Genomic DNA, 23,487 nt, shown 5'->3' with positions numbered 1-23,487 from the left:
GGCATCTTTGTGCAGAGCTGCTTTTTCAGCTCACCCAGATTGTAGCCCTTGCTGCCGTTGGTGCGGACGATAGCCGCAATGGCAGTCTCAATGCGCTGCAGATCGGTCATATCCGATTTCTGTGAAACAAGGATACTGCTGCCCACCTGTCGGAAGCTGAGGGAATCAAAGTCCTTGAGGAACTGTGAAAGCTTGGAATAGCCGTAGTTTCTCACGTCAAAATCGGGGTAACGGTTGAGAAGTCTGCTTCCCAGCTCGCCGATATTTATCTCCTCCTGCAAATTGGCATTTTCGGTTATTATGCGCACTATAGCCGTTTCAAGGGTCTTGAGCTCTACCTTTTCGCTCTCGGTAGTGCCCTGTATATCTTCATCTGCCAGTATCTCAAGGTACTTGAAAGCGTTGCAGGCAGTACTGAAGGGCTTGGGAGTTTTCTGCTCGCCCATGCCGATGACGTGCATGCCCGACTCACGGAGACGTATAGCCAGTCTCGTAAAGTCGCTGTCGCTTGATACTATGCAGAATCCGTCAATATTATGCGAATAGAGTATATCCATAGCGTCGATTATCATAGCGGAGTCCGTAGCGTTTTTGCCCGTGGTATAGCTGTACTGCTGGATGGGAGTTATAGCGTTATCGAGAGCCATATTCTTCCAGCCCGCAAGATTAGGTCTTGTCCAGTCGCCGTAAACTCTCTTGTAGGTAACAACGCCGTAGTTTGACACCTCATCGAGTATGTACTTTGTATACTTAGCCGCAACGTTATCGGCGTCGATAAGAACGGCATAGCGCATTTCCTTTTCCATGATACACCCCTTATTATAGTGATACGCAGTTATTAATGTCTGCCTTGCCTTTCATGGCAATAACCGCCTGACGGCGGTTGATACATATTTATTATAACATTTTTATTTAATTTTGTATATAGTAAATCCGCACAAAGTCTTTACAAGCCCTTTGTGCGGATTTTTAAAACCATATTTTATATTTCTGCCCTGCTGACAGCACAGTTTTCGGACAAAATAAAAATCCCGAAACTATTGCTTCGGGATTTGGTCAATGACGAGAGTATTCCCCCGCCACTATGGAGCGGATTACGAGGCTCGAACTCGCTACCTCCACCTTGGCAAGGTGGCGCTCTACCAGATGAGCTAAATCCGCATTATATATAGAACGCTTCCGCGTTCTATATGGTGCTTCCGGTCGGAATCGAACCAACGACACGGGGATTTTCAGTCCCCTGCTCTACCGACTGAGCTACAGAAGCGTGTTGGCGACCCCGAACAGATTCGAACTGTCGACCTCCTGCGTGACAGGCAGGCGTTCTAACCAACTGAACTACGAGGCCATGTGGTGGGGACTACAGGGCTCGAACCTGTGACCCTCTGCTTGTAAGGCAGATGCTCTCCCAGCTGAGCTAAACCCCCACATCGCATAAGCTTTATTTTGTTCTGTCAGGCGTCTTGTCCCTGACGACGAAAATAATTATACCACGGTATTTCAGATTTGTCAAGCATTTTTTGAAAAAATTTCAGATTTTTTTAAATTTGTCGATTCAGGGCTATATTTCGCCATTAAAAATCATGACAGCCGCCGCAGTCATACCCGTATTTTTCCAAAATACTTATTATTTCTTCGACGCACTCGAAATCATTGTCGGGATTGCTCACAAGAACATTTTGTATTTCCGTCAGCACCTCACTCTCTGAGCGATACTCTTTTTCAATAGCTTCACAAACAGCCTTTTTCAATAACTCTTTCATAACGCACCTCCTTATCTCATGTTTACATTATATAACGCAAATGTCTATATGTCAAGAGCTCAAATGTAATAATATCTTATGTATAAATAAGATAATGCGGAGGTAAGTTATGTTAAAGCTTAACGTCATTGAACTCCTTGAAGAAAAAGGGCGCACCAAATACTGGCTGTACAAGCAGCTCGGCATGAGCTATCAGAATTTCAGCCGAATGATAAACAACGAGACCTGCTCCATCAAATACGAAAATATCGAGGCGATGTGCCAGCTTCTGGAATGCACTCCCAACGAACTTTTTGTATTTACCGACGAATTGGACGGCTCTGCAAAAAAATAATAATTTATATTGATTAAAATGATTTTTTATGATATATTATATGTATAGTTATAAAAGCTCATCTCCCCTGTCTGCGGCAGCGGAGACAACAGTTGATAAATGTCGGAGGAAAATATATGGGATTTCATTTCAGAAAAAGCTTCAAGATAGGCAAGCTGTTCAGATTCAACAAAAACAAAAAAGGCGGCGGCATCTCCGTTGAGGGGCCCAAGATAGCAGGCAAAAAAGTCAAGGTCACCGTCAACAACAAGAAAAAGGCTACCGTGAGCTTACAGGGCACAGGCATTTCCTACGATACCGACCTTGGCGGTAAGAAGAAAAAGACAGACAAGAAGTGAGAGCTGCCGATGAAGAGACTTCTTTTTATAGGTGACGTAGTAGGACGGGCAGGCTGCGAGTTCCTCGCAGACAAGCTCAGCGGCATAAAGCACGAGCACGGCATTGACATAACAATAGTAAACGGTGAGAACTCCGCCCAGGGCAACGGCATCACGCGGGGCTCTGCGGAAGCTATCCTGCACGCGGGAGCCGATATCATCACCACAGGCAATCACGCATTCCGCCGCAAGGAGGCTATGGAGCTCTTTGACGAGGACTACATCGTCCGACCTGCCAATTACCCCGAGGGCGGCTGTGTGGGAAGCGGAATCCGCACCCTTGATATGGGAGCATATTCCGTCGCCGTCATAAATCTCATGGGCACCGTATATATGGATCCCCTTGACAATCCCTTCACAAAAATGGACGAGCTTCTTAAGGATATAGACACTCCAAATATATTTGTGGACTTCCACGCAGAAGCCACCTCCGAGAAAAAAGCCATGGGACACTACCTCACAGGCAAGGTCAGCGGCGTTTTCGGAACTCATACCCATGTCCAGACCGCCGACGAGTGTATCCTCGGAGGGCACACTGCATATATAACCGACGTGGGAATGGCAGGTCCCGAGCATTCCTGTCTCGGAGTTGACCCGGAATCCGCAGTAAATCGGCTCAGATTCCGAATGCCCGTGAAATTTCAGGAAGCCGAGGGCAAATGCTTCCTTTGTGGAACAATAGTAGAATTTAATGAAAAAGATGGCAAATCGCACAAAATAAATAGAATAATTGTAAGATAGTCCACAAAGTTTATAAAAACACTTGCATTTTCACTATTTATAAGTTATAATATATTTGTACAATAGCCTAAAGGCATTTGACAATAAACGTACAAATATTTATATCAGGAGGGTTATTTGTAATGGAAATTCTGAAAGTATCATCACATTCATCACCGAATTCTGTAGCCGGAGCTATTGCCGGTGTTATCAGAGAACAGAAAGCTGTTGAAGTTCAGGCTGTTGGTGCTGGAGCGGCAAATCAGGCAGTGAAAGCAATAGCGATCGCAAGAGGTTATCTTGCTCCGATCGGTATTGACCTTATTTGTATCCCTGCTTTTGCAAACATCCAGATCGACGGTGAAGAAAGAACTGCTATCAAGCTCATCTGTGAACAGAGATAATCGGTAATGACACAAACCATCGGGCGGACAGCTTGTCCGCCTTTTTTTATTCACAGACTATAGCATGAGATATTGTTAAATGATAAATTTTTCACACATTCTGAAATTATACTGAGAGAATCCGCTTTCTCAAACGACTAATAAGTGAGAGCGGATGAACTTTAAGAAGGGAGGCGCTCATGGACAAAGGTGAACTATATTATCGCCGCTATCTCGAGGGCGACGATACCGCCTTGGTCGATATGATCTGCGACTATAAAGACGGTCTTATCCTGTACCTCTGCGGCATCACGGGCAATTTCAGCCTTGCCGAGGAGTTCATGGAGGACGCGTTTTTCAGGATCGCAGCAAAAAAACCGAGATTCTCAGGAAAAAGCTCCTTCAAGACATGGCTTTTCGCCATTGCCCGCAACACCGCCATAGACGGTATGCGCAAGATGTCGCATATCTCCGACAAGTCCATAGACGAGTACGACGGCGTTGCCGATGAGCGCAGCATAGAAAAGGAATATCTCAGGGAGGAACAGAAGATCTCGCTTCACAGGGCTATGGAGTCCCTTAACTCAGATTACAGGCAGGTGCTCTACCTTACATATTTTGAGGAGCTGAGCAACTCTGAGGCAGCAAGGGTAATGAAAAAAAGCTGCCGCCAGATAGAAAACCTCCTGTACAGAGCCAAACAGGCGCTGAGATCAAAGCTTGAAAAGGAGGGCTTTGAGTATGAAAGACTATAAAGACGTTGCACGTAGTGTTTTTCGGCGCAGAAACGAATACTTAGAAGAAAAGAAGCGTAAAAGAGACACATTCATGAAGCGCTCGGCTGTAGCCCTCAGCTGTTGCCTTATGATGCTTGTCAGCTTCAATATATGGCGTACAGACGCACTCAAGACCTTAGCTCCTTCTCCTGACAGATCCCAGTTCAACGTTACCGAAGCAAATACAACTGCTCCGACAGCCACAGACATAAACGGAATGACTGTCGTTACGGGCACAGAAAATCCCGACCTGACAGTCACCACCGATCAGAACGGCGGTGTTCCCGTACAGAATGTGACAACGACCGCAAACAAAAAAGGCGGCACAGTGACGACCACACATACAAAGAGCAGCAAGCCCGTGCGAACCACCGACTCATTCATGGAGGTGACCTTTACAAAGCGCACATCTGCTGCGACAACATCAGCTCACAAGACATCAGCCGTGAATACCACCTCCGCGGCGGGTACTTCCGCAAAGACGACCTCGGCAAAGAATACCACTACAAAGCAAAGCAGCGGCACAGCGGCGCAGCATACCACTGCAAAGGCTACCACCACATCACACCGCACAGCCGAGCCGCAGAGAACCACAAACCGACCCGTCACAACAAGCAGATCAAGCACAACTTATCCGCACACCACTACCCGAATCTACACGACCGCATCTGCCGTTTATTCCACCACACGCACCTACGCAACAAGCATATACTACTCAACCACCATACATTATACAACTTCCATTCGCTATACCACCAGCGTGGTATACACCACCTCGTATTCTATGTCAAGTGAAAATCCCATAGCTACTGTCAGTCCCGAGCCCATAGTCGCGACAACAGCTGCCGTGCCCACTACCACCACAGTAGTTTACAGCTATACCACCACAAGTCTCACAGGCTTCCACTGGAATGGCAATTACTACAAGACCACGGGCACAAAGATAGACAAGAGCTTCCTCAAAAATTACCTCGGCAGAGAGTACGACGAAGACCTTAACACCACCTTCTACATCTACGCACATGACGGTCTTGACCCAGAGTTCATGTGCTTTGCCTCAACGAGCGACAGCTACTACGCATATCTTGGCGTCAACGAAACATGGAAGCCCGAGACTCTCGGAGACATCATCAGCGGAGCGGATTTCAACGACTATGTGAACACTCCCTACGTTTATGATACTGCCGAAAATAGTTTCCACAAAGTATCTGACGAAAATGCTGTCCGTGAGCTTCTCAGGAGCTACAGCGGCAGGAAAGTTCAGATAACAGGACTGTCCCACAGAGCAACAGTTTATAACGCCCAAAGAGACGGTATAGAACCTCCGTCCTTTGACCTGAGCAGTAAGCTTGGCTATATTGAGCTGAGAACTCATGGTCTGTCAGCTGAGGGACACTATTTGCAGCACGGCTATATCCACATAACTGACGACGGCAAGCTTGAGGTCGATCTTTTCTACCTTAAATATACCGCCGATATAGGCAGAGAAAACGCAGACGAACTGATGGATAAACTCAAAACAATATAATTTGAGCCCGCAATGTTCATAATTTTTTGACATTGCGGGCTGTTTTTATGGTAAAAAGCCTACCGTTATTGTGCAGAGTAACATCATTTCCCTCATTTTATCCACCAAATATTTATTTTATAGGTTGTTATCAATTCACATTTTATTTATAATAAACATATAGCAATAAGAGATTGCTATTCGGGATATTTTTAATTTGGAGTGATAAAATTGAATAATGCATTTCGGGATATCCCCCGAGGCAGATTTAAGAGAATTATCGCTTCCAAGCCTGCCAAAGGAATATCCTTATCTCCCCCTCTATGCAGAAAGTGTAGGAAAGAACAGCTCCCAAGAACTGTTACCCCTCCCATAAAAACAGCTTTTGATATAAGGCGCTGTTTTTTCCGCATCTTCTATAAAAATGGGGTATATACAGGCGGGCTTTTGGCACGGGGACCGCGAACAGGTCCCATATGAAACGCTTACCCTGATGAAGCTTCACGCACGCTTCTCTGCACCGAGAGCGCAAGAGCTTCACTTAACGACGAGGCATCGGTCTTATTATGGCACAGAGGAGAAGCGGCCCCTCTCCCGCTCTCCTTTGTCCTCGCCGAAAAAAGAGCGGATCAAATGTTACAGACATCTTTTGGAAGCTGCTCTCAACAGCTTCGTAAAAAGCGGCTGAGCTCCTCTCATAACTCACCGCATAAATGCTGACAGGCATCAGCTTTCTCTTTAAGCCAACAGACCCGCAGGCGGGGAGACTCTGCACTATACTCCCCTCACCTGCATTCGGGTTTGCTGTTTCCGCTATTCTGATCGGATAGCTCAGAACAGTGGTCTTTACAGTATCACGCAGAGATCGTTAAACAAAAGAACCTTTACAAAGACTATAGGCGGTCTTTGTGATATATTGTTGTTAATTCCTTTTTGCTATCCTTCCATTGTAAGAGGGCGAATCAGAACAGTCTTATCTCCTTGGGCAGAGATAGGGCTGTTGCTCTTTATAGGGATATTTTTATTATATCATCGAGAGGTATGCGCAGTCCGCTGCAAAACACCAGCTGCCGCGAAGCTTCCTCGATAAGGCGGACATTTCCCGACACGGTCACGTACTTTCCGCCGCTTTTGTGTTTGTCGGGAACAAAATAAGTGACCTCACAGCAGGGCTCTGCGGCGATACGTGCGCCGAGGAGCTTTATTTTTTTGTCCAGCTCCGCCGCGTCGTCCTCGCAGAGCTCGGCTTTGGAATCGGTTAGGCGTGCAGACTCGTCCAGTGCGTCCTCATAGCCTGTAAGAGCCGCAAAGGGCGCGAACTGCGCCGCGCGGTTATGCCTTGACATCTGTCCCCTGCTTTGGGAGACATGATGGGGCATATTGATTATATCGTCGTACTGCTCTGACATGGCAAAGCCTCCTTTTTCAAACTGTAGGGGCGAGTTCCGCTCGCCCGAATAAGATTCCGATAAGTTTTTTCGGAGCATATACGCTCGCAGTTTTTAGTTAAATATCAAAAATAGTAAAAAGCCCTTGACAAACACGATTATATTTGATACAATATAATTGAAAACAATATATATCAGGGAGTGATTCAATGGGATACGACTACAAGGAAGCAATGAAACTTGAAAATCAGCTGTGTTTCCCGCTTTATGCGGCAGCAAGAGCTGTAACGGGAGCATATACTCCTTATCTGAAGGAGCTTGATCTCACCTACACGCAGTATATCGTTCTGCTGGTCCTCTGGGAAAAGGACGGCGTTACAGTTGGCGAGATATGCAAAAAGCTCATGCTGGACAGCGGCACCCTTTCTCCCCTGCTGAAAAAGATGAAAACTCTCGGATATATTGAAAAGCAGCACAGTACTGCCGATGAGCGTGCGGTTCTCATTTACCTGACAGCGCAGGGCAAGGCATTGCAGGAAAAGGCAAAGGATATCCCCTTTAAAGTGGGACAGTGCGTTAAGCTCGATCCCGAAAAAGCCAAGCAGCTCTATTCGCTGCTTTATGAATTACTTGGATCAAACTGCGAGTTATGATGATGTGAAAGGAGCTCGAACCATGAATACAGTGTACGATCTTACAGTTAAAGACCCCATGGGAAATGACGTGAAACTCAGCGATTACAGCGGCAAGGTGCTGCTGATAGTGAATACCGCCACAGGCTGCGGCTTTACTCCCCATTATGAGCCACTTGAAGCCATGTACCGCGACCTGCGTGATAAAGGCTTTGAGATACTTGACTTTCCCTGCAATCAGTTTGCAAATCAGGCTCCCGGAAGCGCCGATGAGATACAGTCCTTCTGCAAGCTGAAATACGGCACGGAGTTCCCTCAGTTTGCAAAAATAGACGTAAACGGCGAAAACGCAGATCCGCTCTTTGCATATCTTGCTGCTGAGAAGCCTTTTGAGGGCTTCGGCAAGGGCATAAAAAACGCCGCCCTCAGTAAGTTCACGGAGCTTAATAACAAGAAATTCGGAGATAAAGCGTATATCAAGTGGAACTTCACAAAGTTCCTCATAGACAGAACAGGCAAGGTTATTGCAAGATTCGAGCCTACTGCCGATATGAAAGAGGTAAGAAAGGCTGTAGAAGAATTGTTGAGGTGACATTATGGGCGAAAAATTCGATCTTCAGGAATATCTCATCGAAGGTGTTGAAGGAGTTGTATCCGAAGCAATAAAAGCCACACTCAGGAACCCGAAAGAAAGCGCATTTATGCTGAGATTTGCTGCCGCAAGCCGTACAGCTTCAAAGAAGCGCCGCAAAGCCGAGGACAAAGGCGAGCATATCCCGCCGTTCCTTATTGCAAGTATAACGAGCAAGTGCAATCTTCACTGTGCAGGCTGTTACTCACGCTGCAATCACGCAACTGTCGATTCCGAGCCTGTAAGACAGCTCACCGATGAGGAGTGGCAGAATGTGTTCGATGAAGCCGAGGAGCTTGGTATCAGCTTTATCCTCCTTGCAGGGGGAGAACCCATGCTCCGCCGCGGTGTTATTGAAGCTGCCGGAAAGAAGCAGAATATCCTTTTTCCTATCTTCACAAACGGCACATATCTTGATGAAAAATACTTGGAGCTGTTCGACAAATGCCGCAATCTCATACCCGTTATGAGTATCGAGGGCAGCCGCGAGCTGACAGACGAAAGGCGCGGCGCAGGCATTTACGACAGACTTATCGCCAATATGGACGAGATAAAAAAGCGGGGACTCATATTCGGTGCGTCCGTGACGGTCACGACAAGGAATTACAGGGAAGTGACCTCTCAGGCGTTTCTGGACAGCCTTGCGGAAAAAGGCTGCAAGGTGGTCATATTCGTGGAGTACGTCCCCGTGACCGAGGAGAGCCGTGAGCTTGCTCCCACAGATGCCGAGCGTGAGTTTATGCAGAGCGAGATTATACATCTGAGAGAAACGCGCCCCGAAATGGTCTACATATCGTTCCCAGGTGACGAGAAAAGCTCGGGCGGCTGTGTTGCCGCAGGCAGAGGTTTCTTCCATATCAATTCCCACGGAGGTGCAGAGCCCTGTCCGTTCTCGCCTTATTCAGACATCAACGTAAGAGACAGCTCTCTGAAAGATGTGATGAACTCGCCGCTGTTCAGAAAGCTGAGAGATGACGGTTATCTGCTGGAAGACCACAGCGGAGGCTGTGTCCTATACGAGAAGCGCGAGCTGGTCCAGCAGATCATCAACGGTTAAAAAAGAGGAAAAACTATGAAGGGTATCATTATTTTATTAGTTATCTGTGCAGTGTGCGCTTGCTGCTGCTTTACTCACCGCAGAGTGATAAGAGCGCTTATCAAACATGAACCCATGCCTCCTGCTCCTAAGTGGCATTTCTGGTGCAAAAACAAGCGGAGCTGAATACAGGATATGAGGGCAAGCACCGAGCTATGCCCTGTGTCCGCCTATCTGCTGATTGCGTGAACGCGCTGTGGCACCGTCAAGGAAATTGGCTCCGCGGAGCACCGCATTCTTGCCGTAACGGGCTTTCAGCCCGAGGACTGCATACTGCAAATCGTTTTCACGCCGAAGTGCCGTCTCCTCTGCGCTTCGGCGTTTCTCTTCCTCCTCAAAGTCCGTAAAGAAGTCCAGCTGACGGCACTCCTCGCGGACGAAATCCGCAGGCACCACCCTGTTGGCACAGATAGTCAGCCTGCGCACCAGAAGCATACCGTCGGTGATACGGTCAAAGAGCTCCACAGCCGCTTCGGTGATAAGCTTTGAGGACGACACGGGAGCGGTCAGGTTCGCCGTACCGTGAGCGTGAACGGGCACAGCTCTGCCGTAGTGGTCAAGGACCACCTTACCCGTATAGCTCCGCATAATATCATCCCTGCGGAGATTTTCCACGTCGTAGCCCACGGTGAGGGTTATCTGATCGGTGACCAGCCCCTTTCCAGCAAGGTCGAGAGCCAGCATATCCGCCATTTCCCAAGTGATAAGCCGCGCTGTTTCGGGCTCTGTAGCCTCCTGAAGCACCTGTCCCGAGCTGAGACTGTTTGTCTCGGGGCGGTAGCTCTTGATATCCGCGATAGTGCAGGGCTCCCAGCCCCACGCGTGGTCGATAAGGAGCTCCGCATTGACGCCGAATAGCTTGTACAGCGTCATTTCCCCGAACTCCGAGGTGGACATTCTTGCCACATCGCCCATAGTGAACATGCCGTGGTGCTCGAGCTTGCTTGCGTAGCCCCGCCCCACACGCCAGAAGTCCGTAAGAGGACGATGCTCCCACATAAGCCGTCGGTAGGACATCTCGTCCAGCTCGGCAATACGCACCCCGTCTTTGTCGGGGGGCATTTTTTTTGCAACGATATCCATAGCAATCTTGCAAAGATAGAGGTTAGTACCGATGCCGGCCGTAGCTGTTATCTTCGTATTTTTCAGCACGTCCCGTATCATGGTGACGGCAAGCTCACGGGCGGTCATATGATAGGTGTCAAGGTACGCCGTAACGTCGATGAATACCTCGTCTATGGAGTAGACGTGTATATCCTCGGGAGCCACATATTTCAGATATATCCGGTATATTCTCGTGCTGTAGGCTATATACAGCGCCATGCGTGGCGGAGCCACCACGTAGTCCAGCTCCAGCGACGGGTCTGCCGCAAGCTCCTTTGCACTGCACGACTTGCCGCGGAATTTCCTGTGCGGAGCTCTGTATCTTCGGGCAGCATTGATGTCCCCCACCTTGGCGACCACCTCAAAAAGCCGCGGTCTGCCGCCGACGCCGCAGGCTTTCAGCGCAGGAGTCACCGCAAGGCAGATAGTCTTTTCGGTTCGGCTCCTGTCCGCCACCACAAGATTTGTGTCGAGAGGGTCGAGCCCGTTCTCCACGCACTCCACGGAAGCGTAGAATGATTTCAGGTCTATAGCGATGTACGTCCTTTCCATAGTCTCACCTCTTTCACGAACATCTGTTCTGATATTATTATAGCACGTACATTTGTTCTTGTCAAGAGGCTTTTGAAATTGAGAATTGAAAATTGAAAATGAATACATCCGCTAACACGGACTTAAAATAATTCTCAATTCTGAATTTTCAATTCTCCATTAATCATTATCCACATAGTAATATTCCCGATATATGGCAAAAAGTTACCACAATAGCGCAGTATAGCAAAAAATTCTGCTTTTCATTGGCAATTATCTACAAAAAAGCTTAGCTTTACCCAAACAATCAGTTGCAGATAATTCATTGACAGTTTTGTGAATTAATGATATAATTTTAATATAGGACTGAATGCGGAAAAAACATCATCAGCCGCGACATAACGCACGCAATTACATAAAACTACGCGAAAAAGGCGCTGTTCTCAGCGTATACTGCTAAAGATATATTACAAAGTGTATAAGTCCTGAATAAATTTTTAAGGGAGATGTGTAAACATGAATCAGGATTCTATTTCATTCGATCTTGGCTGTAACTTTGATTACAAGCTCTTCGATTTCGTAGACCAGTATGACAAGAAGCATGCCATCACAAGCTTTTTCGGAAAGCTCAAGAACGACGGACTTCCGGGTGGTCGTACAGCTTCGATTATCCCCGATTTCACACTTGATCAGCTTGCTGATTATGTAAAGGAATGTCAGAAGCGTGACATTACTTTCAACTATCTTATAAACCCACTCTCAATGGATCAGAACGAGATCGACCCCGTAATGGGCAAGAAGATCCGTGAGTTCCTCCACACAATGTACGATATGGGTATCAAGGCATTCACACTGAATTCACCTATCCTTATCAAGTACGTTAAGAGAGAGTTCAAGGACGCATTCGTAACTCTGGGTCTTTACGCTTATCCTACAACTATCCAGCACATTGAGTACTGGCGCAACTGGGGCGTTGACGAGATCACACTGGATCACGGCTTCAACAGAAGATTCGATCTTCTCAGACAGCTCCTTACACAGTACAAGGATACAGACCTTCACCTCCGTGTCATCGCTAACAATCTCTGCCTCAGAGAATGTCCTTTCCGTCTTGCACACGGCTGCTTCGTAGGTCACTCGGATCCCGAGAGATTCTCAATGGACTATTCACTTGTTAACTGTGCATATAAGAAGGTAACACATCCTGCTGCTATCCTTACAGCAGAATTCATTCGTCCCGAGGACGTTCACTACTACAGAGAGCTGGCTGAGGAGACAGGCAACAAGCACTTCTCTATCAAGCTCATCGACAGAACAAGAACAACAGACTTCCTCCATAATGTTGTAAAGGGCTACATGGAAGAGTCTTACGACGGAAACCTCCTCGACATCGTTAACTGGCCGCGTGCTAAGACAATTGCTACACGTCCTGATCAGGCAGATGCTGAGAAAGCTGCTGCAGGTGCTCCTACAGGCGCTCCTGTTGGTGCAGGCGGACCTCCCGCAGGTATGCCTGCAGGAGGTCCTCCTCCATGGGTAATGGAAGGCAGACCTCCAAGACCCGGCGAGCCTGAGGAATGGGCAAAGAAGAACGGCATCACAGCTCCTCCCGCAGGTATGCCTCCATTCGGCGCAGGTGCTCCTATGGGCGCAGGTGCTCCTCCTATGGGTATGCCCGCAGGCGGTCCTCCTCCGTGGGTAATGGAAGGCAGACCTCCAAGACCCGGCGAGCCTGAGGAATGGGCAAAGAAGAACGGCATCACAGCACCTCCTGCAGGTATGCCTGTAGGCGGTCCTCCAAAGGGCGTTCCTCAGATGAGATGGATGGAATTCATGAAGCCCGAGGCAATGATGAATTACGGAAAGACAATGCATCTTCCTAAGCTTTATGTTGACAACAAGAAGCTTGACGGCTTCCTTGAGCACTTCATCAATAACAACAACTGCTCCAAGTCACTCTGCGTAAACGACATTCTCGAAGAGGGTCAGACTGCACCCAATGCTTGTGCACACTGCTCAACATGGGCTAAGAAGGTCATCTCCTACGACGAGGCTGAGGTTGCACAGTGGAAGCAGCTTTGTGCAGGCGTTCTCCAGAGCATTGAGGACGGCTCGATTTTCAGATAATTCCTTTATTGTTCATACCGAAAAGCAGCACTGCGGACTCCGTGGTGCTGCTTTTATTTGCGCTGCGCGAGCTGAGCCGGCTCGACCGCTTGCCACGTTGCCGCTCGGCGCGGAGCCCGCACTTCCTTGCCACGTTGCCGCTCGGTGCGGAGCCCGCACTGCCTTGCCACGTTGTCGCTCGGCGCGGAGCCCGCGCTGCCTTACCACGTTGTCGCTTGTTTCACGCGTTCACTGCGTACATATACGATACTCTGCTTTCGCTCACCGTTACCAATAATAAACTATGTGTAGGGGCGCCCGTGAGTTAACAATACGTTTATCGTGAGCGAGCGGAACTCGCCCCTACATGGCTAAAGGCTAAGGGCTAACGGCTCGGGCGGATAATATCCGCCCCTGCTGCCTTGCATTTTAGCGGATTATATGGTAAAATTAAGGGAACGCTTATGATCGGGGTGAAATCATGAATACAATCCTACTCGTCGAGGACGACGAAACGCTCAATGCAAATATAAAGCTTTCCCTTGAGACCGAGGGCTACTGCGTCAAAGCCGTCCGCACGGCTGCCGCAGCAGAAGCCGCAGCTCCCGACGCCGACCTTATAATACTCGATGTTACGCTGCCCGACGGCAACGGCGTGGACCTATGCAGGCAGCTACGCAAGACTATGCAGACTCCTGTTATATTCCTGACCTCCTGCGACGATGAAGCCGATATCGTTCGCGGACTTGACAGCGGCGGCGACGACTACATCACAAAGCCATTCCGTCTCAGGGAGCTCTTTTCGCGTATCCGTGCCAATCTCCGCAGGATACCAGAAGTGCCCGAGATAGAGCTGACCGCACTGGAGCAGAAGCTTCTGAGCTACCTCATGCTCAACCGCGGACAGTACCTCACCCGCGAACAGATACTCGCCTATTTATGGGACTCAAAGGGCGAATTCGTCAACGACAACACCCTTTCGGTGAATATCAGCCGTCTCCGCGAAAAGCTGAGCAAGGCACAGAACTGCGGCAGCATAGTCACCAAGAGAGGAATGGGCTATAAATGGACAGAACAGACCGATTCTTAAACAACCGTGCTCCCAAGAAGCTGGTGGCCGTATTTCTTCTGCTGCTCCTGCTGTCATTCTGCGCCGCCTATTTCACATCGGGCAAATGCGCCGACGTCATAGTCAGGGAGCAGATACGCTCCGAGCTCGCCATAGCAGGTGGCGGAAAATTCACGGACTATCCCGACGAAAAAGACATTTCCGCAGGAGAAGTCCTCATGAGCAGGTACAGCATCGACAGGGACATATCCCCACAGCTGATGAAGAGCTACAGATCTGTCCGCAGGGCCATATTTTTCCCTGTATTCGGGCTCCTCGCCGCTCTGTCAGCCATATGGCTCATTATATCCGTCCGCGAACTCATGGCGATATACCGCGATCTGGAATCCCTCCGCAATGAGTGCGTAAAAGCCGCAGACAACTCCGAGAACGCCGCCATAACCCTTTACGGCGAGGACTTAGGCTCGGTGCACAGGATATCCGACGCCGTGGAAATGCTTGTGGACAGGCTGAACAACACCAAATTCAGCCTTACCTCCGAGCAGCGCTATCTCCGCGTTTTCCTCACCGACCTGTCCCACCAGATAAAGACATCACTGGCTGTGGTGCGCCTTAACACGGATATGCTCACGGAGCTTGACGACCTGTCCGAGGAGCGCCGCGAGAAGCTCTCCGACGAGATACAGCTGAATCTTGACAGCATGGAGCGCCTTGTCATCGAAGCCATAAAGTTTGCAAAGCTGGACGCCGACGCCGTTGAGTACAATATGGCAGACAGCGACCTGTCAGCCGTATGCGCACTGGCTATAAAGCGTATATCACCGCTGCTGCGCAAGAAAAATATCACCGTAAGCACTGAGCTTCCCGAGAACATCACCATGCTCTGCGACAAGAACTGGCTCTGCGAGGCTGTAGAGAACATACTGAAAAACTCCGCCGACCATTCGGGCTGCACCAAAATAACCGCAGAGGTGGCGGATGACCCTGTTATGACGAAAATAGTCCTGTCCGACAACGGCAGGGGCATACCTCAGGAGGATATCCCCAAGCTTTTCGAGCGCTTTTCATCAAAATCCGGGGACATCTCCATGTACAGCTCGGGACTGGGAATGTCCATATCCCGGAAGATAGTACGCGCCCACGGCGGCGATATACTGGTGTATTCCGAGCCCGACAAGGGCACAAGATTTGAATTCGCATTCCTGAAATAATAAGGAGCTTTTATATGCCGACAACACTTTTCAGCGAAATAGAATACCTCAAGGGCGTAGGCAAGGCTCGGGGCGAGAAATACCGCAAGCTTGGCATAACTACGCCTTTCGAGCTCATATACCACATTCCCCGCGACTACCTTGACTTCCGCACTCATGTGCCCGTATCACAGGCTGTTCTCGGGGACTACAACGTGCTGAAGCTGACCATATTCAAGAAAATGCCGCCACAGCGCATAAAGGGCGGACTGGTCATATGCAAGGCAGCTGCCTCAGACGGCATTGACGATATACTCATAGTGGTCTACAACAACGTCTACTACTTTCAGGCGCTGAAAGAGGGCGAGACCTACTATATGTACGGCAAGGTGTCGGGAAACTTTCTCCGCAAAGAGATAAGCTCTCCCGTCTATATCAGAGCCGACGAGCAGGTGCTCATACAGCCCATATACCACCTGACACAGGGGCTTTCCGTGAATATGGTGCGCACCAATATGCGTCAGGCACTGGAAATAATGCGCCATGAGCCCTTTGAGACACTGTCCGACGAGATATTGCGAAAATACGACCTTGCCCCCCTCATGTGGTCGCTGGAGAATATCCACTTCCCCGAGAGCGAGCTTGCCGCGGAGACCGCAAGGCGCAGACTTGCCTTTGATGAGCTCTTGAAGCTGCAGCTTGGCATGTCCGTGATGAAGTCCCGAAGCCGCCGCAGCACCGCATACAAAATGGACTCCGCCAAGGACGTGAGCGCTTTTACCGAGGGGCTGCCCTTTGAGCTCACCGACGACCAGAAAAAGGCGGTATCCGAAATAGTTGCCGACCTCTGCCGCGACGTCCCAATGAACAGACTTTTGCAGGGCGACGTGGGAAGCGGAAAGACTGCCGTAGCTGCCGCCGCCTGCTATTTCACTGCAAAAAACGGAGTGCAGTCCGCACTTATGGCACCCACGGAGATACTGGCGGCGCAGCATTACCGCACTCTCAGCGACTTCCTTGAGCCCTTCGGCGTAAAGGTCTGCCTGCTGACGGGCTCCATGACCCAAAAGAAAAAAGCGGCTGTCCGCGAGGACATAGCCGCAGGAAATATAGACGTTATCGTGGGCACCCACGCCATTATCCAGAAGGACGTTGAGTACAAAGCCCTCGGTCTTGTCATCACCGACGAGCAGCACCGCTTCGGCGTGGCACAGAGGGCAGCCCTTGCGGAAAAGGGCGACGCTCCCCATAAGCTTGTCATGTCCGCTACCCCTATCCCCCGCACCCTTGCCCTTATCATCTACGGAGACCTTGATATATCGGCGATAACTCAGCTCCCCAAAGGCAGAAAGCCCGTTAAGACTTATGCGGTCACGGGAAAGCTCCGCAGCCGTGCATTCGGCTTTGTGCGGGAGCGCCTTGACGAGGGACGTCAGGCATATGTGGTCTGCCCCATGATAGAGGAGAGCGAGAGCGAGCTCTTTGCCGTCAAGACCTATGCCGAGAATGCTGCCAACGGTGACCTGAAAGGCTATACCACGGCACTTCTCCACGGTAAGATGAGAGCCGCGGAAAAGGATAAGGTCATGGAGAAATTCCGCGACGGCGAGATACAGGTGCTTATCTGCACCACAGTCGTTGAAGTCGGAGTTGACGTGTCCAATGCGGCGGTAATGGTCATTGAGAACGCAGAACGCTTCGGACTTTCCCAGCTTCATCAGCTCCGCGGACGAGTGGGCAGAGGAAGCTTTGAGAGCACCTGCATACTCATAACCGACAACACCACCGAGGACTGCGTAAAGCGCATGAAGATAATGTCCTCTACCACCGACGGCTTCAAAATAAGCGAGGAGGATCTGAAAATGCGCGGTCCGGGAGATTTCTTCGGCAGTGCACAGCACGGACTTCCGCCGCTTAAAATAGCGGATATCGCCTGCAACATGGAGCTGATGAACAAGGCGCAGAACTGCGCAAAGGAGCTTCTTTCCGACGATCCGCTCCTTGAAAAGCCACAGAACCGTGCCCTTAAACTGGACGTAATGCGCCTGTTCAGCAAGGATATCATCGGATAAGCCTTTAGCTTGTAGGGACGCTCATTGGGCGTCCGCAAATGATTTGTAGGGGCGGCGTTCCGCCGCCCGCGATAATTGCATTGTAACTCACGGACGCCCAAAGGGCGCCCCTACACAAAAAAGCGGTACTCATAAGAGTACCGCTTTTAAATTACTGTAAGCCGTTTTTCTTGTCGAGACCGCTCATGCTGAGACCTGCGGAAGCAGTACTGCTAAGCTTGCCCTTGACAACCTTGATGCTCTGGAGATTTCTTGAGTAGTAATTCTCTGTATCGTTGAGCATCTTAGCCACTGAAGCCGCAGCGTTCTGCTGGAGGTTCTTAGCTGCTGTCTGAGCCTTTGTAAGCATATCGAGAGCCTTTTTCTTAGCCTCTGTAACGATAGCCTCTCTTGAAACTATCTGAGCTGCACGCTCCTCAGCCTTGCGGATAATGCTCTCTGCATTGAGCTTAGCCTCATTGAGGATACGCTGGCAGTCGAACTCTATCTTCTTAGCCTCTTTAAGCTCGTGAGGCATATTCAGACGCACGTCGTTGATGAGCTCTCTCATACGCTCGCCGTCGATCACTTTCTTATGTGAAACAAAGGGTACCGAACCTGCCTTATCGAGAAGTTCGTCCATTTCTTCTAAAATCTCATCGATGCTCATATCAATTACCTCTCCTTAATTAATCTTTGTTTTATATCATCAAGAATCTCATTCGGAACGAAATGACTTATATCGCCGCCGAAATAAGCTATCTGCTTTACCAGACTTGAACTGAGATACATATTTTCGGTAGCTGTTGTAAGGAAAACGGTCTCCGCACCTGCGTACAGCTTCTTATTGGCGAGAGCCATCTGGAATTCGTACTCAAAGTCACTGACGGCACGCAGACCCTTTACGATAGCAACAGCGCCCACGTTTCTGACGTAATCCGCAAGGAGTCCGTCGAGAATATCGATGACCACGTTATCAAGGTCTCTTGTGACCTGTTCTATCATCAGCATACGCTCCGTAGCTGTGAAGCTTGGCTGTGCCTTGCCTGCATTTCTGGATATGAGGACTATGACCTTGTCAAACAGCTTTGAAGCTCTGGTGATAATGTCCAGATGTCCCAGTGTTACAGGGTCGAAGCTTCCGGGACAAACGGCAACTCTTCTCATTCCTCAGCCACCTCCTCAGACGGTTTGCAGAATATGGTGACATTGATCTTGCCGTAGCGGTAGGTCTTTCTCAGCGTCATACCCTCGGGAGCTGTGGGCTCATCTGCCTCGCACTCATACTCGCAGATTATCATGCCGCCGTCGCGGAGCTTTTTAGCCGCAAAGGGCAGGATATTTGCGATATGGCTGTGCCTGTAGGGCGGATCGAGGATAATGATATCAAAGGTCTGGGCGGTGAGCTTGATGTAATCATAGCTGTCGCGGTTTATGACCTCGGACTGTCGTTCAAAGCCTGTATTGCGCAGGTTTTCGTTCACGCATCTGATAGAGCGGAGCGAGCTGTCGATAAATACAGCGTGGTCTGCGCCTCTGCTGAGGGCTTCAATGCCCATCTGACCGCTTCCTGCGAAGAGGTCGAGGACTCTTGCTCCCTCGAGCTCAAACTGAACGGCTGAAAAGATGCCTTCCTTGACCTTGTCGGCGGTAGGTCTGACGTCCATACCCTCGGGAGCGACAAGCTTACGGCCTCTTGCAATGCCTGTGATAACTCTCATGTTTTAGTGCTCCGAAGCCGCAGAAATACTGCGGTTTCCGCATTTACGGTATACGGGTACCGAAATATACTTACATTATATTATATATTATTTTCAGGAGCTTGTCTATATTATTTCTTAAAAATAGGCGATTTTGACTAAAAAACGTTGTTTTCATTTGTGTATCATATACACATTTAAGTGAGTTGAGAGTTGAGAGTTGACAGTTAATGTGTTCGCTGCGCTCAACATTATTTAAATAATGTCGCCGCAGGCGACTCCACAACTCTCAATTCTCAACTCTAAACTCTCAACTAAAAAAATTTGCTCCGCAATTTTTTTCGGAAAGGGTCTTGACAAGTGTGTATATAAATGCTATAATGTATATAACGTATATATACATTATGAGGTGAACTATGGATATTATTATCAGTAACTCATCAGGCGAGCCCATTTATCAGCAGATATCCTCTCAGATAAAAGGACTTATCCTCAACGGTACGCTGAAAGCAGGGGACGCTCTGCCTTCCATGCGTACTCTCGCACAGCAGCTCCGCATCAGCGTTATCACTACGAAACGCGCCTATGAGGACCTGGAGCGCGACGGCTTCATTGAGTCCTACACAGGCAAGGGCAGCTTTGTAAAAGGGCAGAATACCGAGCTTCTCCGTGAGGAATACCTCCGCCAGACAGAAGCTCTTCTCACGCAGGTCTGCGATAAGGCAAGACAATGCGAATTAAGCCTTGACGAGCTCAAAGAAATGCTGGAGCTTATTTACGGAGGGGCAGAAAATGAATGAATATGAAAATGCTATAGAAATAAAGGACCTTACCAAGAAGTACGACGGCTTTACTCTGGACAAGGTCAGCTTCAACGTGCCCAAAGGCAGTATCATGGGATTTATCGGTCAGAACGGTGCAGGCAAGACCACTACCATAAATGCACTGCTCAACATAGTAAAAAAGGACGAGGGCGAGATACGCTTACTCGGTCTTGACCACCAAAAGGACGAATACGAAGCAAAAAAGCAGATAGCCGCAGTCTTTGACGAGCTTCCCTTTGACGACAGGCTCAACGCCGTAACTATAGACAAGGTGCTCCGCGAGGTCTTTGAGGAGTGGAGCAGCGAGACATTCTTCAATTATCTTGACCGCTTTGCCCTGCCGAGGAAAAAGAAGTTCGGCAAGTTCTCAAAGGGAATGAAGATGAAGCTCCAGATAGCCTCCGCACTTTCCCATAACGCGAAGCTTCTCATTATGGACGAAGCCACAACAGGTCTTGACCCTGTTGTAAGAAACGAGATACTTGACATCTTCCTTGAATATTTGCAGAATGAGGAGCACTCTATCCTTATGTCATCTCACATCACCTCAGACCTTGACAAGGTAGCCGACAGTGTAACCTTTATCGACAAGGGCAAGATACTCATAAGCGGCTACAAGGACGATATACTGTACTCCCACGGCATACTCAAATGCACCAAGGACGACTATAAGGACATAGCTCCCGAGGACATAGTCAGCGCCCGTCTTAACGATTTCGGTGCAGAGATAATGGTGCACGACAAGGCTGAATGCAGCCGCAAATACTCAGGCGCAGTCATAGACCCCGCAACTCTTGAGGATATCATGATCTACTATGTAAATCGTGCTAAAAAGGAGTGGAGATGAATGAAAGGTCTTATCTATCGTGAGTTCTATCTCAGCCGCAAGCCTGCCGCATATATGCTTCTTTCCTATGTGCTGTTCACAGGCATGATCGCAATGGTAATTATAAGCACCTATGCGGGGAATCTTGCAAAGGACGCAAATGCTGCCGAAACACGTGAGTATATATATTCGCAGATGTATATCTATATTGGATTGATAGGCTTTATAGGCGCTGTTTACGGGCATAACGACCTCATCGAAAAGGACTACAAGTCAAAATGGCAGCTCTATTCCTATACCCTGCCCGTAAACGAAAAGAAGATAATCGCTTCAAAGTTCATCGTCCGCGGAAGTCTCCTGTTCGCAGGATTTCTGCTGGCTGTTCTGGGCGAAGTAATTTTATCCTCAGCTGCAAAAAAGCCATTCAGCATTAGCCATTTCAAGAATATCCTGCTTATCATTTTGCTGTACGGACCTATCTGTATAGGCGATATTCCCTTAATGCTGAAAATGAAAACTCAGGCTAAGGCGGCAGCTGTCGCACTAAGTGTAGGTGCGCCTTTAATGGCTGCGGCAATGTACGGAGTATATAAATTCGTGAAATTCTGTATCATAGAGGGAAGAAGGCTCTATCCTGATCTTGACAGCGATGCCGCCATGACGAAAGCGGCTATGCCCTATATCACAAAATGGCGCGATATCGCCCTTGTAATAGCTCCCTTCTTCTTTGTGGCAGTCATTGCGATATGCTATTTCTGGGCAGTAAAAGAGCTTAAAAGGAGGCGTTACTGATGACGGGACTTCTTTATAAGACAATAAGAACTAATTGGGGAAAGATACTGGGCTTCTTCATAGGCTGTATGTTTTATCCCACTGCGTTTGCCATACTGTTCCGCGACCCAAAGAATATGGAAGATCTGGAGGGCGAAGTCACCATGCTTATGTGGGGATTATGCGCATTTATGACATTCCTTATCGGCGGAGTTTTTCAGGATTCAATCTTCAATGACGACGAGCGCAAGAAGTGGGCTTACTTCGTTACCTCCACACCTACGGGGATAAAGGGGCAGATAGGCTCGAAATACCTTATCGCACTTCTATGGTCAATGCTCACTGTTACTATGCTTATGCTCCTTAACAGCTTTGCAAAGGACGGCAACGAGGAGCTTGGCGACGGCACTGTTGTTTTCATCGGCTTCTTCTATATACAGCTCCTTATGCGTTCAATAGAGTTCCCTCTTATGGCGCGTTTCGGCAGCAAAATGGGCAAGACCATAAAGATAGTCATTGTGGGAGTTATCGCCTTTATCGCTTTTGTATATATGCTTTTCGGCGATACCTCGTCTTTTAAGGATCTGGACGCTTTATGGGACAGCCTGTTCAAGGCAATGGCAGATCCCGAAAAAATGAAAAAAGCAGCTCTGTGGTTCAGTATCATCACCACAGCTGTGATACCCATATACTACCTGTCCTACAGGCTTTCCGTAAGGTGGTATCTGAAAGGAGTTGAGAGCTATGAAAAATAAGGGAAAAACTCTGCTCCGTACAGCTCTGTATCTCATACTTGCCTATTTGCCCGTGTATATCCTCGGCTTTGCCTACTCGGACAAGCAGGGCAGCCTTACGAACCGTCTGGCAGGTGCAAGCATGATGCTTTACCCTGCTATTGCAGTTATCATCACAAGGCTTGTGACGAAAGAGGGCTTCCGCGATTCATTTCTCGGCTTCGGCAAAAGGAACAGCGGCAAATACTACGCAGCGGCATTTATTTACCCCATAGTCCTGCCCCTTGTCAGCGGTCTGATACTTCACCTCTTTATCGTGAAGAACGGCAGCATATCCGACAGCGCTTTCGCCAGCGACGGTATTTCGGCAGTCACCACCCTGCTGATATCCATAACAACAGGCTTTGCAGCGGCGCTTCACGGCTTAGGCGAGGAGCTGGGCTGGCGAGGCTATCTCACTCCCAAGCTCGAGGAGCTCATGCCAACGCCTGCGGCTGTTATCCTAACGGGTATAATATGGGCGCTGTGGCACGGACCGCTCCTTGCTTACGGCTATGACTTCGGCAGGGACTATGACTTCTTCCCATACGGCGGCTTTATTGCCATGATAGTTATGTGCATATTCTGGTCGGCTCTGCTCACATGGCTCACCAAGCGCACCAACTCGGTATATCCTGCTGCGCTGTGCCATATGCTCTGTGACACTATTCTGACAAATGTCTTTATGGGCTTTGCAGTCAAGGCAGACGGTACTCCCTTTGAGTACAGAACAAACGAGTTCTGGATGATGATCCTCTCGGTATTCCCAATGATAATCGTCAGCGGTACGATATGCATGATCCTGCTGTGCAGAAAGAAAAAGTCCGCAGAAAACGCAGCAAAAGCCGCTGCATAAACAAGCTTTCTTCAATATGCTAAACTTCCATAACGGAGCCCCTTTCGAGTAATGTCATTAAGCTAAGGAAAAGTAAAAT

General features: G+C 48.9%; 25 protein-coding genes and 4 tRNA genes (1 of these 29 only partly in view). 18 read left to right on the top strand and 11 right to left on the bottom strand.

The features are described 5' to 3' along the window. From N774_RS0112235 to N774_RS0112210, 6 genes are all read right to left on the bottom strand, one after another. Positions 1 to 806, bottom strand: the 5' portion of a protein-coding gene (locus N774_RS0112235) for an NYN domain-containing protein (RefSeq protein WP_037280275.1). Its footprint begins 106 nt before the window's first position; only the first 806 of its 912 coding nucleotides appear in the window; the start codon lies at positions 804 to 806; the stop codon falls past the left edge of the window. Between the two features lie 279 nt (positions 807 to 1,085). Next, positions 1,086 to 1,161 (bottom strand) — tRNA-Gly (locus tag N774_RS0112230). Positions 1,162 to 1,191: 30 nt separating this feature from the next. Continuing rightward, positions 1,192 to 1,267 (bottom strand) — tRNA-Phe (locus tag N774_RS0112225). A 4-nt stretch (positions 1,268 to 1,271) separates the two neighbouring features. Next, positions 1,272 to 1,348: transfer RNA gene (locus tag N774_RS0112220), tRNA-Asp, on the bottom strand. Between the two features lie 3 nt (positions 1,349 to 1,351). After that, positions 1,352 to 1,427, bottom strand: a tRNA-Val gene (locus N774_RS0112215). Between the two features lie 147 nt (positions 1,428 to 1,574). Continuing rightward, on the bottom strand, positions 1,575 to 1,763 hold the full coding sequence (locus N774_RS0112210) for a hypothetical protein (RefSeq protein WP_024861518.1): 189 nt from the start codon (positions 1,761 to 1,763) through the stop codon (positions 1,575 to 1,577). Positions 1,764 to 1,872: 109 nt separating this feature from the next. Here N774_RS0112210 and N774_RS0112205 point away from each other — a divergent pair, with 109 nt between their 5' ends. The 6 genes from N774_RS0112205 (at position 1,873) to N774_RS0112180 (ending at position 5,881) form a co-directional block, all read left to right on the top strand. Next, on the top strand, positions 1,873 to 2,097 hold the full coding sequence (locus N774_RS0112205; RefSeq protein WP_024861517.1) for a helix-turn-helix domain-containing protein: 225 nt from the start codon (positions 1,873 to 1,875) through the stop codon (positions 2,095 to 2,097). Positions 2,098 to 2,213: 116 nt separating this feature from the next. Further along, positions 2,214 to 2,435, top strand: a complete 222-nt coding sequence (locus N774_RS0112200; RefSeq protein ID WP_024861516.1) for a DUF4236 domain-containing protein — start codon at positions 2,214 to 2,216, stop codon at positions 2,433 to 2,435. A 9-nt stretch (positions 2,436 to 2,444) separates the two neighbouring features. After that, complete coding sequence (locus N774_RS0112195) at positions 2,445 to 3,215, top strand: TIGR00282 family metallophosphoesterase (RefSeq protein ID WP_024861515.1); 771 nt, start codon at positions 2,445 to 2,447, stop codon at positions 3,213 to 3,215. A 122-nt stretch (positions 3,216 to 3,337) separates the two neighbouring features. Beyond that, positions 3,338 to 3,598: a stage V sporulation protein S gene (locus N774_RS0112190; protein ID WP_024861514.1), complete on the top strand. Its 261-nt coding sequence runs from the start codon at positions 3,338 to 3,340 to the stop codon at positions 3,596 to 3,598. Positions 3,599 to 3,777: 179 nt separating this feature from the next. Continuing rightward, the gene (locus N774_RS0112185) at positions 3,778 to 4,332 is read left to right on the top strand and encodes an RNA polymerase sigma factor (protein ID WP_024861513.1); all 555 of its coding nucleotides are present in this window, start codon (positions 3,778 to 3,780) and stop codon (positions 4,330 to 4,332) included. Continuing rightward, on the top strand, positions 4,319 to 5,881 hold the full coding sequence (locus N774_RS0112180) for a hypothetical protein (protein ID WP_024861512.1): 1,563 nt from the start codon (positions 4,319 to 4,321) through the stop codon (positions 5,879 to 5,881). Before N774_RS0112185 ends, N774_RS0112180 begins: the two co-directional genes overlap by 14 nt. 986 nt (positions 5,882 to 6,867) lie before the next feature. Here N774_RS0112180 and N774_RS0112175 read toward each other — a convergent pair. Continuing rightward, positions 6,868 to 7,269, bottom strand: coding sequence for a hypothetical protein (locus tag N774_RS0112175; RefSeq protein ID WP_024861511.1), 402 nt, complete (start codon positions 7,267 to 7,269; stop codon positions 6,868 to 6,870). 188 nt (positions 7,270 to 7,457) lie between these two features. Here N774_RS0112175 and N774_RS0112170 point away from each other — a divergent pair, with 188 nt between their 5' ends. Genes N774_RS0112170 through N774_RS0112160 form a run of 3 tightly spaced genes read left to right on the top strand, consistent with a single transcriptional unit; the run spans position 7,458 to position 9,568 of the window. Next, the gene (locus N774_RS0112170; protein WP_024861510.1) at positions 7,458 to 7,901 is read left to right on the top strand and encodes a MarR family winged helix-turn-helix transcriptional regulator; all 444 of its coding nucleotides are present in this window, start codon (positions 7,458 to 7,460) and stop codon (positions 7,899 to 7,901) included. 22 nt (positions 7,902 to 7,923) lie between these two features. After that, the gene (locus N774_RS0112165; protein WP_024861509.1) at positions 7,924 to 8,472 is read left to right on the top strand and encodes a glutathione peroxidase; all 549 of its coding nucleotides are present in this window, start codon (positions 7,924 to 7,926) and stop codon (positions 8,470 to 8,472) included. 4 nt (positions 8,473 to 8,476) lie between these two features. After that, positions 8,477 to 9,568 carry a radical SAM protein gene (locus N774_RS0112160; protein ID WP_024861508.1) on the top strand — a complete coding sequence of 364 codons (1,092 nt, stop codon included), beginning with the start codon at positions 8,477 to 8,479 and terminating at the stop codon, positions 9,566 to 9,568. Positions 9,569 to 9,760: 192 nt separating this feature from the next. Here the strand turns inward: N774_RS0112160 and N774_RS0112155 are convergent, their stop codons facing one another. Then, positions 9,761 to 11,263, bottom strand: coding sequence for a DNA methylase (locus N774_RS0112155; protein ID WP_024861507.1), 1,503 nt, complete (start codon positions 11,261 to 11,263; stop codon positions 9,761 to 9,763). A 495-nt stretch (positions 11,264 to 11,758) separates the two neighbouring features. Here N774_RS0112155 and N774_RS0112150 point away from each other — a divergent pair, with 495 nt between their 5' ends. From N774_RS0112150 to recG, 4 genes are all read left to right on the top strand, one after another. Then, on the top strand, positions 11,759 to 13,369 hold the full coding sequence (locus N774_RS0112150; RefSeq protein ID WP_024861506.1) for a hypothetical protein: 1,611 nt from the start codon (positions 11,759 to 11,761) through the stop codon (positions 13,367 to 13,369). Positions 13,370 to 13,829: 460 nt separating this feature from the next. Next, positions 13,830 to 14,438 (top strand): response regulator transcription factor, encoded by a 609-nt coding sequence (locus N774_RS0112145; RefSeq protein ID WP_024861505.1) that lies wholly within the window; start codon positions 13,830 to 13,832, stop codon positions 14,436 to 14,438. After that, a complete protein-coding gene (locus N774_RS0112140) occupies positions 14,414 to 15,628 on the top strand; it encodes a sensor histidine kinase (protein ID WP_024861504.1) in 1,215 nt (404 codons plus the stop codon). The genes N774_RS0112145 and N774_RS0112140 overlap by 25 nt, the downstream gene beginning before the upstream one ends. A 14-nt stretch (positions 15,629 to 15,642) precedes the next feature. Next, positions 15,643 to 17,679 (top strand): ATP-dependent DNA helicase RecG, encoded by a 2,037-nt coding sequence (recG, locus tag N774_RS0112135; protein ID WP_024861503.1) that lies wholly within the window; start codon positions 15,643 to 15,645, stop codon positions 17,677 to 17,679. Positions 17,680 to 17,830: 151 nt separating this feature from the next. Here recG and N774_RS0112130 read toward each other — a convergent pair whose 3' ends face one another. Genes N774_RS0112130 through rsmD form a run of 3 tightly spaced genes read right to left on the bottom strand, consistent with a single transcriptional unit; the run spans position 17,831 to position 19,379 of the window. Then, entirely contained in the window at positions 17,831 to 18,328 is a 498-nt protein-coding gene (locus N774_RS0112130) for a hypothetical protein (protein WP_024861502.1), read from the bottom strand. A gap of 5 nt (positions 18,329 to 18,333) precedes the next feature. Next, positions 18,334 to 18,825: a pantetheine-phosphate adenylyltransferase gene (gene coaD, locus N774_RS0112125; RefSeq protein ID WP_024861501.1), complete on the bottom strand. Its 492-nt coding sequence runs from the start codon at positions 18,823 to 18,825 to the stop codon at positions 18,334 to 18,336. Further along, positions 18,822 to 19,379 (bottom strand): 16S rRNA (guanine(966)-N(2))-methyltransferase RsmD, encoded by a 558-nt coding sequence (rsmD, locus tag N774_RS0112120; protein ID WP_024861500.1) that lies wholly within the window; start codon positions 19,377 to 19,379, stop codon positions 18,822 to 18,824. The genes coaD and rsmD overlap by 4 nt, the downstream gene beginning before the upstream one ends. A 395-nt stretch (positions 19,380 to 19,774) precedes the next feature. Between rsmD and N774_RS0112115 the strand changes: the two genes are divergently transcribed. The 5 genes from N774_RS0112115 to N774_RS17460 are packed head-to-tail and all read left to right on the top strand — an operon-like array spanning position 19,775 to position 23,408. Further along, positions 19,775 to 20,158, top strand: coding sequence for a GntR family transcriptional regulator (locus tag N774_RS0112115; protein WP_024861499.1), 384 nt, complete (start codon positions 19,775 to 19,777; stop codon positions 20,156 to 20,158). Continuing rightward, positions 20,151 to 21,029 carry an ABC transporter ATP-binding protein gene (locus N774_RS0112110; protein WP_024861498.1) on the top strand — a complete coding sequence of 293 codons (879 nt, stop codon included), beginning with the start codon at positions 20,151 to 20,153 and terminating at the stop codon, positions 21,027 to 21,029. The genes N774_RS0112115 and N774_RS0112110 overlap by 8 nt, the downstream gene beginning before the upstream one ends. After that, a complete protein-coding gene (locus N774_RS0112105) occupies positions 21,030 to 21,800 on the top strand; it encodes an ABC-2 transporter permease (RefSeq protein ID WP_024861497.1) in 771 nt (256 codons plus the stop codon). It begins immediately after the preceding gene. Continuing rightward, the gene (locus N774_RS0112100; protein ID WP_024861496.1) at positions 21,800 to 22,534 is read left to right on the top strand and encodes an ABC-2 transporter permease; all 735 of its coding nucleotides are present in this window, start codon (positions 21,800 to 21,802) and stop codon (positions 22,532 to 22,534) included. Before N774_RS0112105 ends, N774_RS0112100 begins: the two co-directional genes overlap by 1 nt. Continuing rightward, the gene (locus N774_RS17460; RefSeq protein ID WP_024861495.1) at positions 22,524 to 23,408 is read left to right on the top strand and encodes a CPBP family intramembrane glutamic endopeptidase; all 885 of its coding nucleotides are present in this window, start codon (positions 22,524 to 22,526) and stop codon (positions 23,406 to 23,408) included. Before N774_RS0112100 ends, N774_RS17460 begins: the two co-directional genes overlap by 11 nt. Positions 23,409 to 23,487: the final 79 nt, after the last annotated feature.

The sequence above is a fragment of the Ruminococcus flavefaciens AE3010 genome (genome assembly GCF_000526795.1).
Lineage (GTDB): Bacteria > Bacillota > Clostridia > Oscillospirales > Ruminococcaceae > Ruminococcus > Ruminococcus flavefaciens_D.
The sequence above is the reverse complement of the archived record's forward strand: the minus strand, read 5'-3'. Positions and strand labels throughout refer to the sequence as shown.

Coding starts and splice junctions, on each gene's coding strand:
- N774_RS0112210 (WP_024861518.1), bottom strand. CDS start 1,763: ATGAAAGAGTTATTGAAAAAGGCTGTTTGTGAAGCTATTGAAAAAGAG.
- N774_RS0112205 (WP_024861517.1), top strand. CDS start 1,873: ATGTTAAAGCTTAACGTCATTGAACTCCTTGAAGAAAAAGGGCGCACC.
- N774_RS0112200 (WP_024861516.1), top strand. CDS start 2,214: ATGGGATTTCATTTCAGAAAAAGCTTCAAGATAGGCAAGCTGTTCAGA.
- N774_RS0112195 (WP_024861515.1), top strand. CDS start 2,445: ATGAAGAGACTTCTTTTTATAGGTGACGTAGTAGGACGGGCAGGCTGC.
- N774_RS0112190 (WP_024861514.1), top strand. CDS start 3,338: ATGGAAATTCTGAAAGTATCATCACATTCATCACCGAATTCTGTAGCC.
- N774_RS0112185 (WP_024861513.1), top strand. CDS start 3,778: ATGGACAAAGGTGAACTATATTATCGCCGCTATCTCGAGGGCGACGAT.
- N774_RS0112180 (WP_024861512.1), top strand. CDS start 4,319: ATGAAAGACTATAAAGACGTTGCACGTAGTGTTTTTCGGCGCAGAAAC.
- N774_RS0112175 (WP_024861511.1), bottom strand. CDS start 7,269: ATGTCAGAGCAGTACGACGATATAATCAATATGCCCCATCATGTCTCC.
- N774_RS0112170 (WP_024861510.1), top strand. CDS start 7,458: ATGGGATACGACTACAAGGAAGCAATGAAACTTGAAAATCAGCTGTGT.
- N774_RS0112165 (WP_024861509.1), top strand. CDS start 7,924: ATGAATACAGTGTACGATCTTACAGTTAAAGACCCCATGGGAAATGAC.
- N774_RS0112160 (WP_024861508.1), top strand. CDS start 8,477: ATGGGCGAAAAATTCGATCTTCAGGAATATCTCATCGAAGGTGTTGAA.
- N774_RS0112155 (WP_024861507.1), bottom strand. CDS start 11,263: ATGGAAAGGACGTACATCGCTATAGACCTGAAATCATTCTACGCTTCC.
- N774_RS0112150 (WP_024861506.1), top strand. CDS start 11,759: ATGAATCAGGATTCTATTTCATTCGATCTTGGCTGTAACTTTGATTAC.
- N774_RS0112145 (WP_024861505.1), top strand. CDS start 13,830: ATGAATACAATCCTACTCGTCGAGGACGACGAAACGCTCAATGCAAAT.
- N774_RS0112140 (WP_024861504.1), top strand. CDS start 14,414: ATGGACAGAACAGACCGATTCTTAAACAACCGTGCTCCCAAGAAGCTG.
- recG (WP_024861503.1), top strand. CDS start 15,643: ATGCCGACAACACTTTTCAGCGAAATAGAATACCTCAAGGGCGTAGGC.
- N774_RS0112130 (WP_024861502.1), bottom strand. CDS start 18,328: ATGAGCATCGATGAGATTTTAGAAGAAATGGACGAACTTCTCGATAAG.
- coaD (WP_024861501.1), bottom strand. CDS start 18,825: ATGAGAAGAGTTGCCGTTTGTCCCGGAAGCTTCGACCCTGTAACACTG.
- rsmD (WP_024861500.1), bottom strand. CDS start 19,379: ATGAGAGTTATCACAGGCATTGCAAGAGGCCGTAAGCTTGTCGCTCCC.
- N774_RS0112115 (WP_024861499.1), top strand. CDS start 19,775: ATGGATATTATTATCAGTAACTCATCAGGCGAGCCCATTTATCAGCAG.
- N774_RS0112110 (WP_024861498.1), top strand. CDS start 20,151: ATGAATGAATATGAAAATGCTATAGAAATAAAGGACCTTACCAAGAAG.
- N774_RS0112105 (WP_024861497.1), top strand. CDS start 21,030: ATGAAAGGTCTTATCTATCGTGAGTTCTATCTCAGCCGCAAGCCTGCC.
- N774_RS0112100 (WP_024861496.1), top strand. CDS start 21,800: ATGACGGGACTTCTTTATAAGACAATAAGAACTAATTGGGGAAAGATA.
- N774_RS17460 (WP_024861495.1), top strand. CDS start 22,524: ATGAAAAATAAGGGAAAAACTCTGCTCCGTACAGCTCTGTATCTCATA.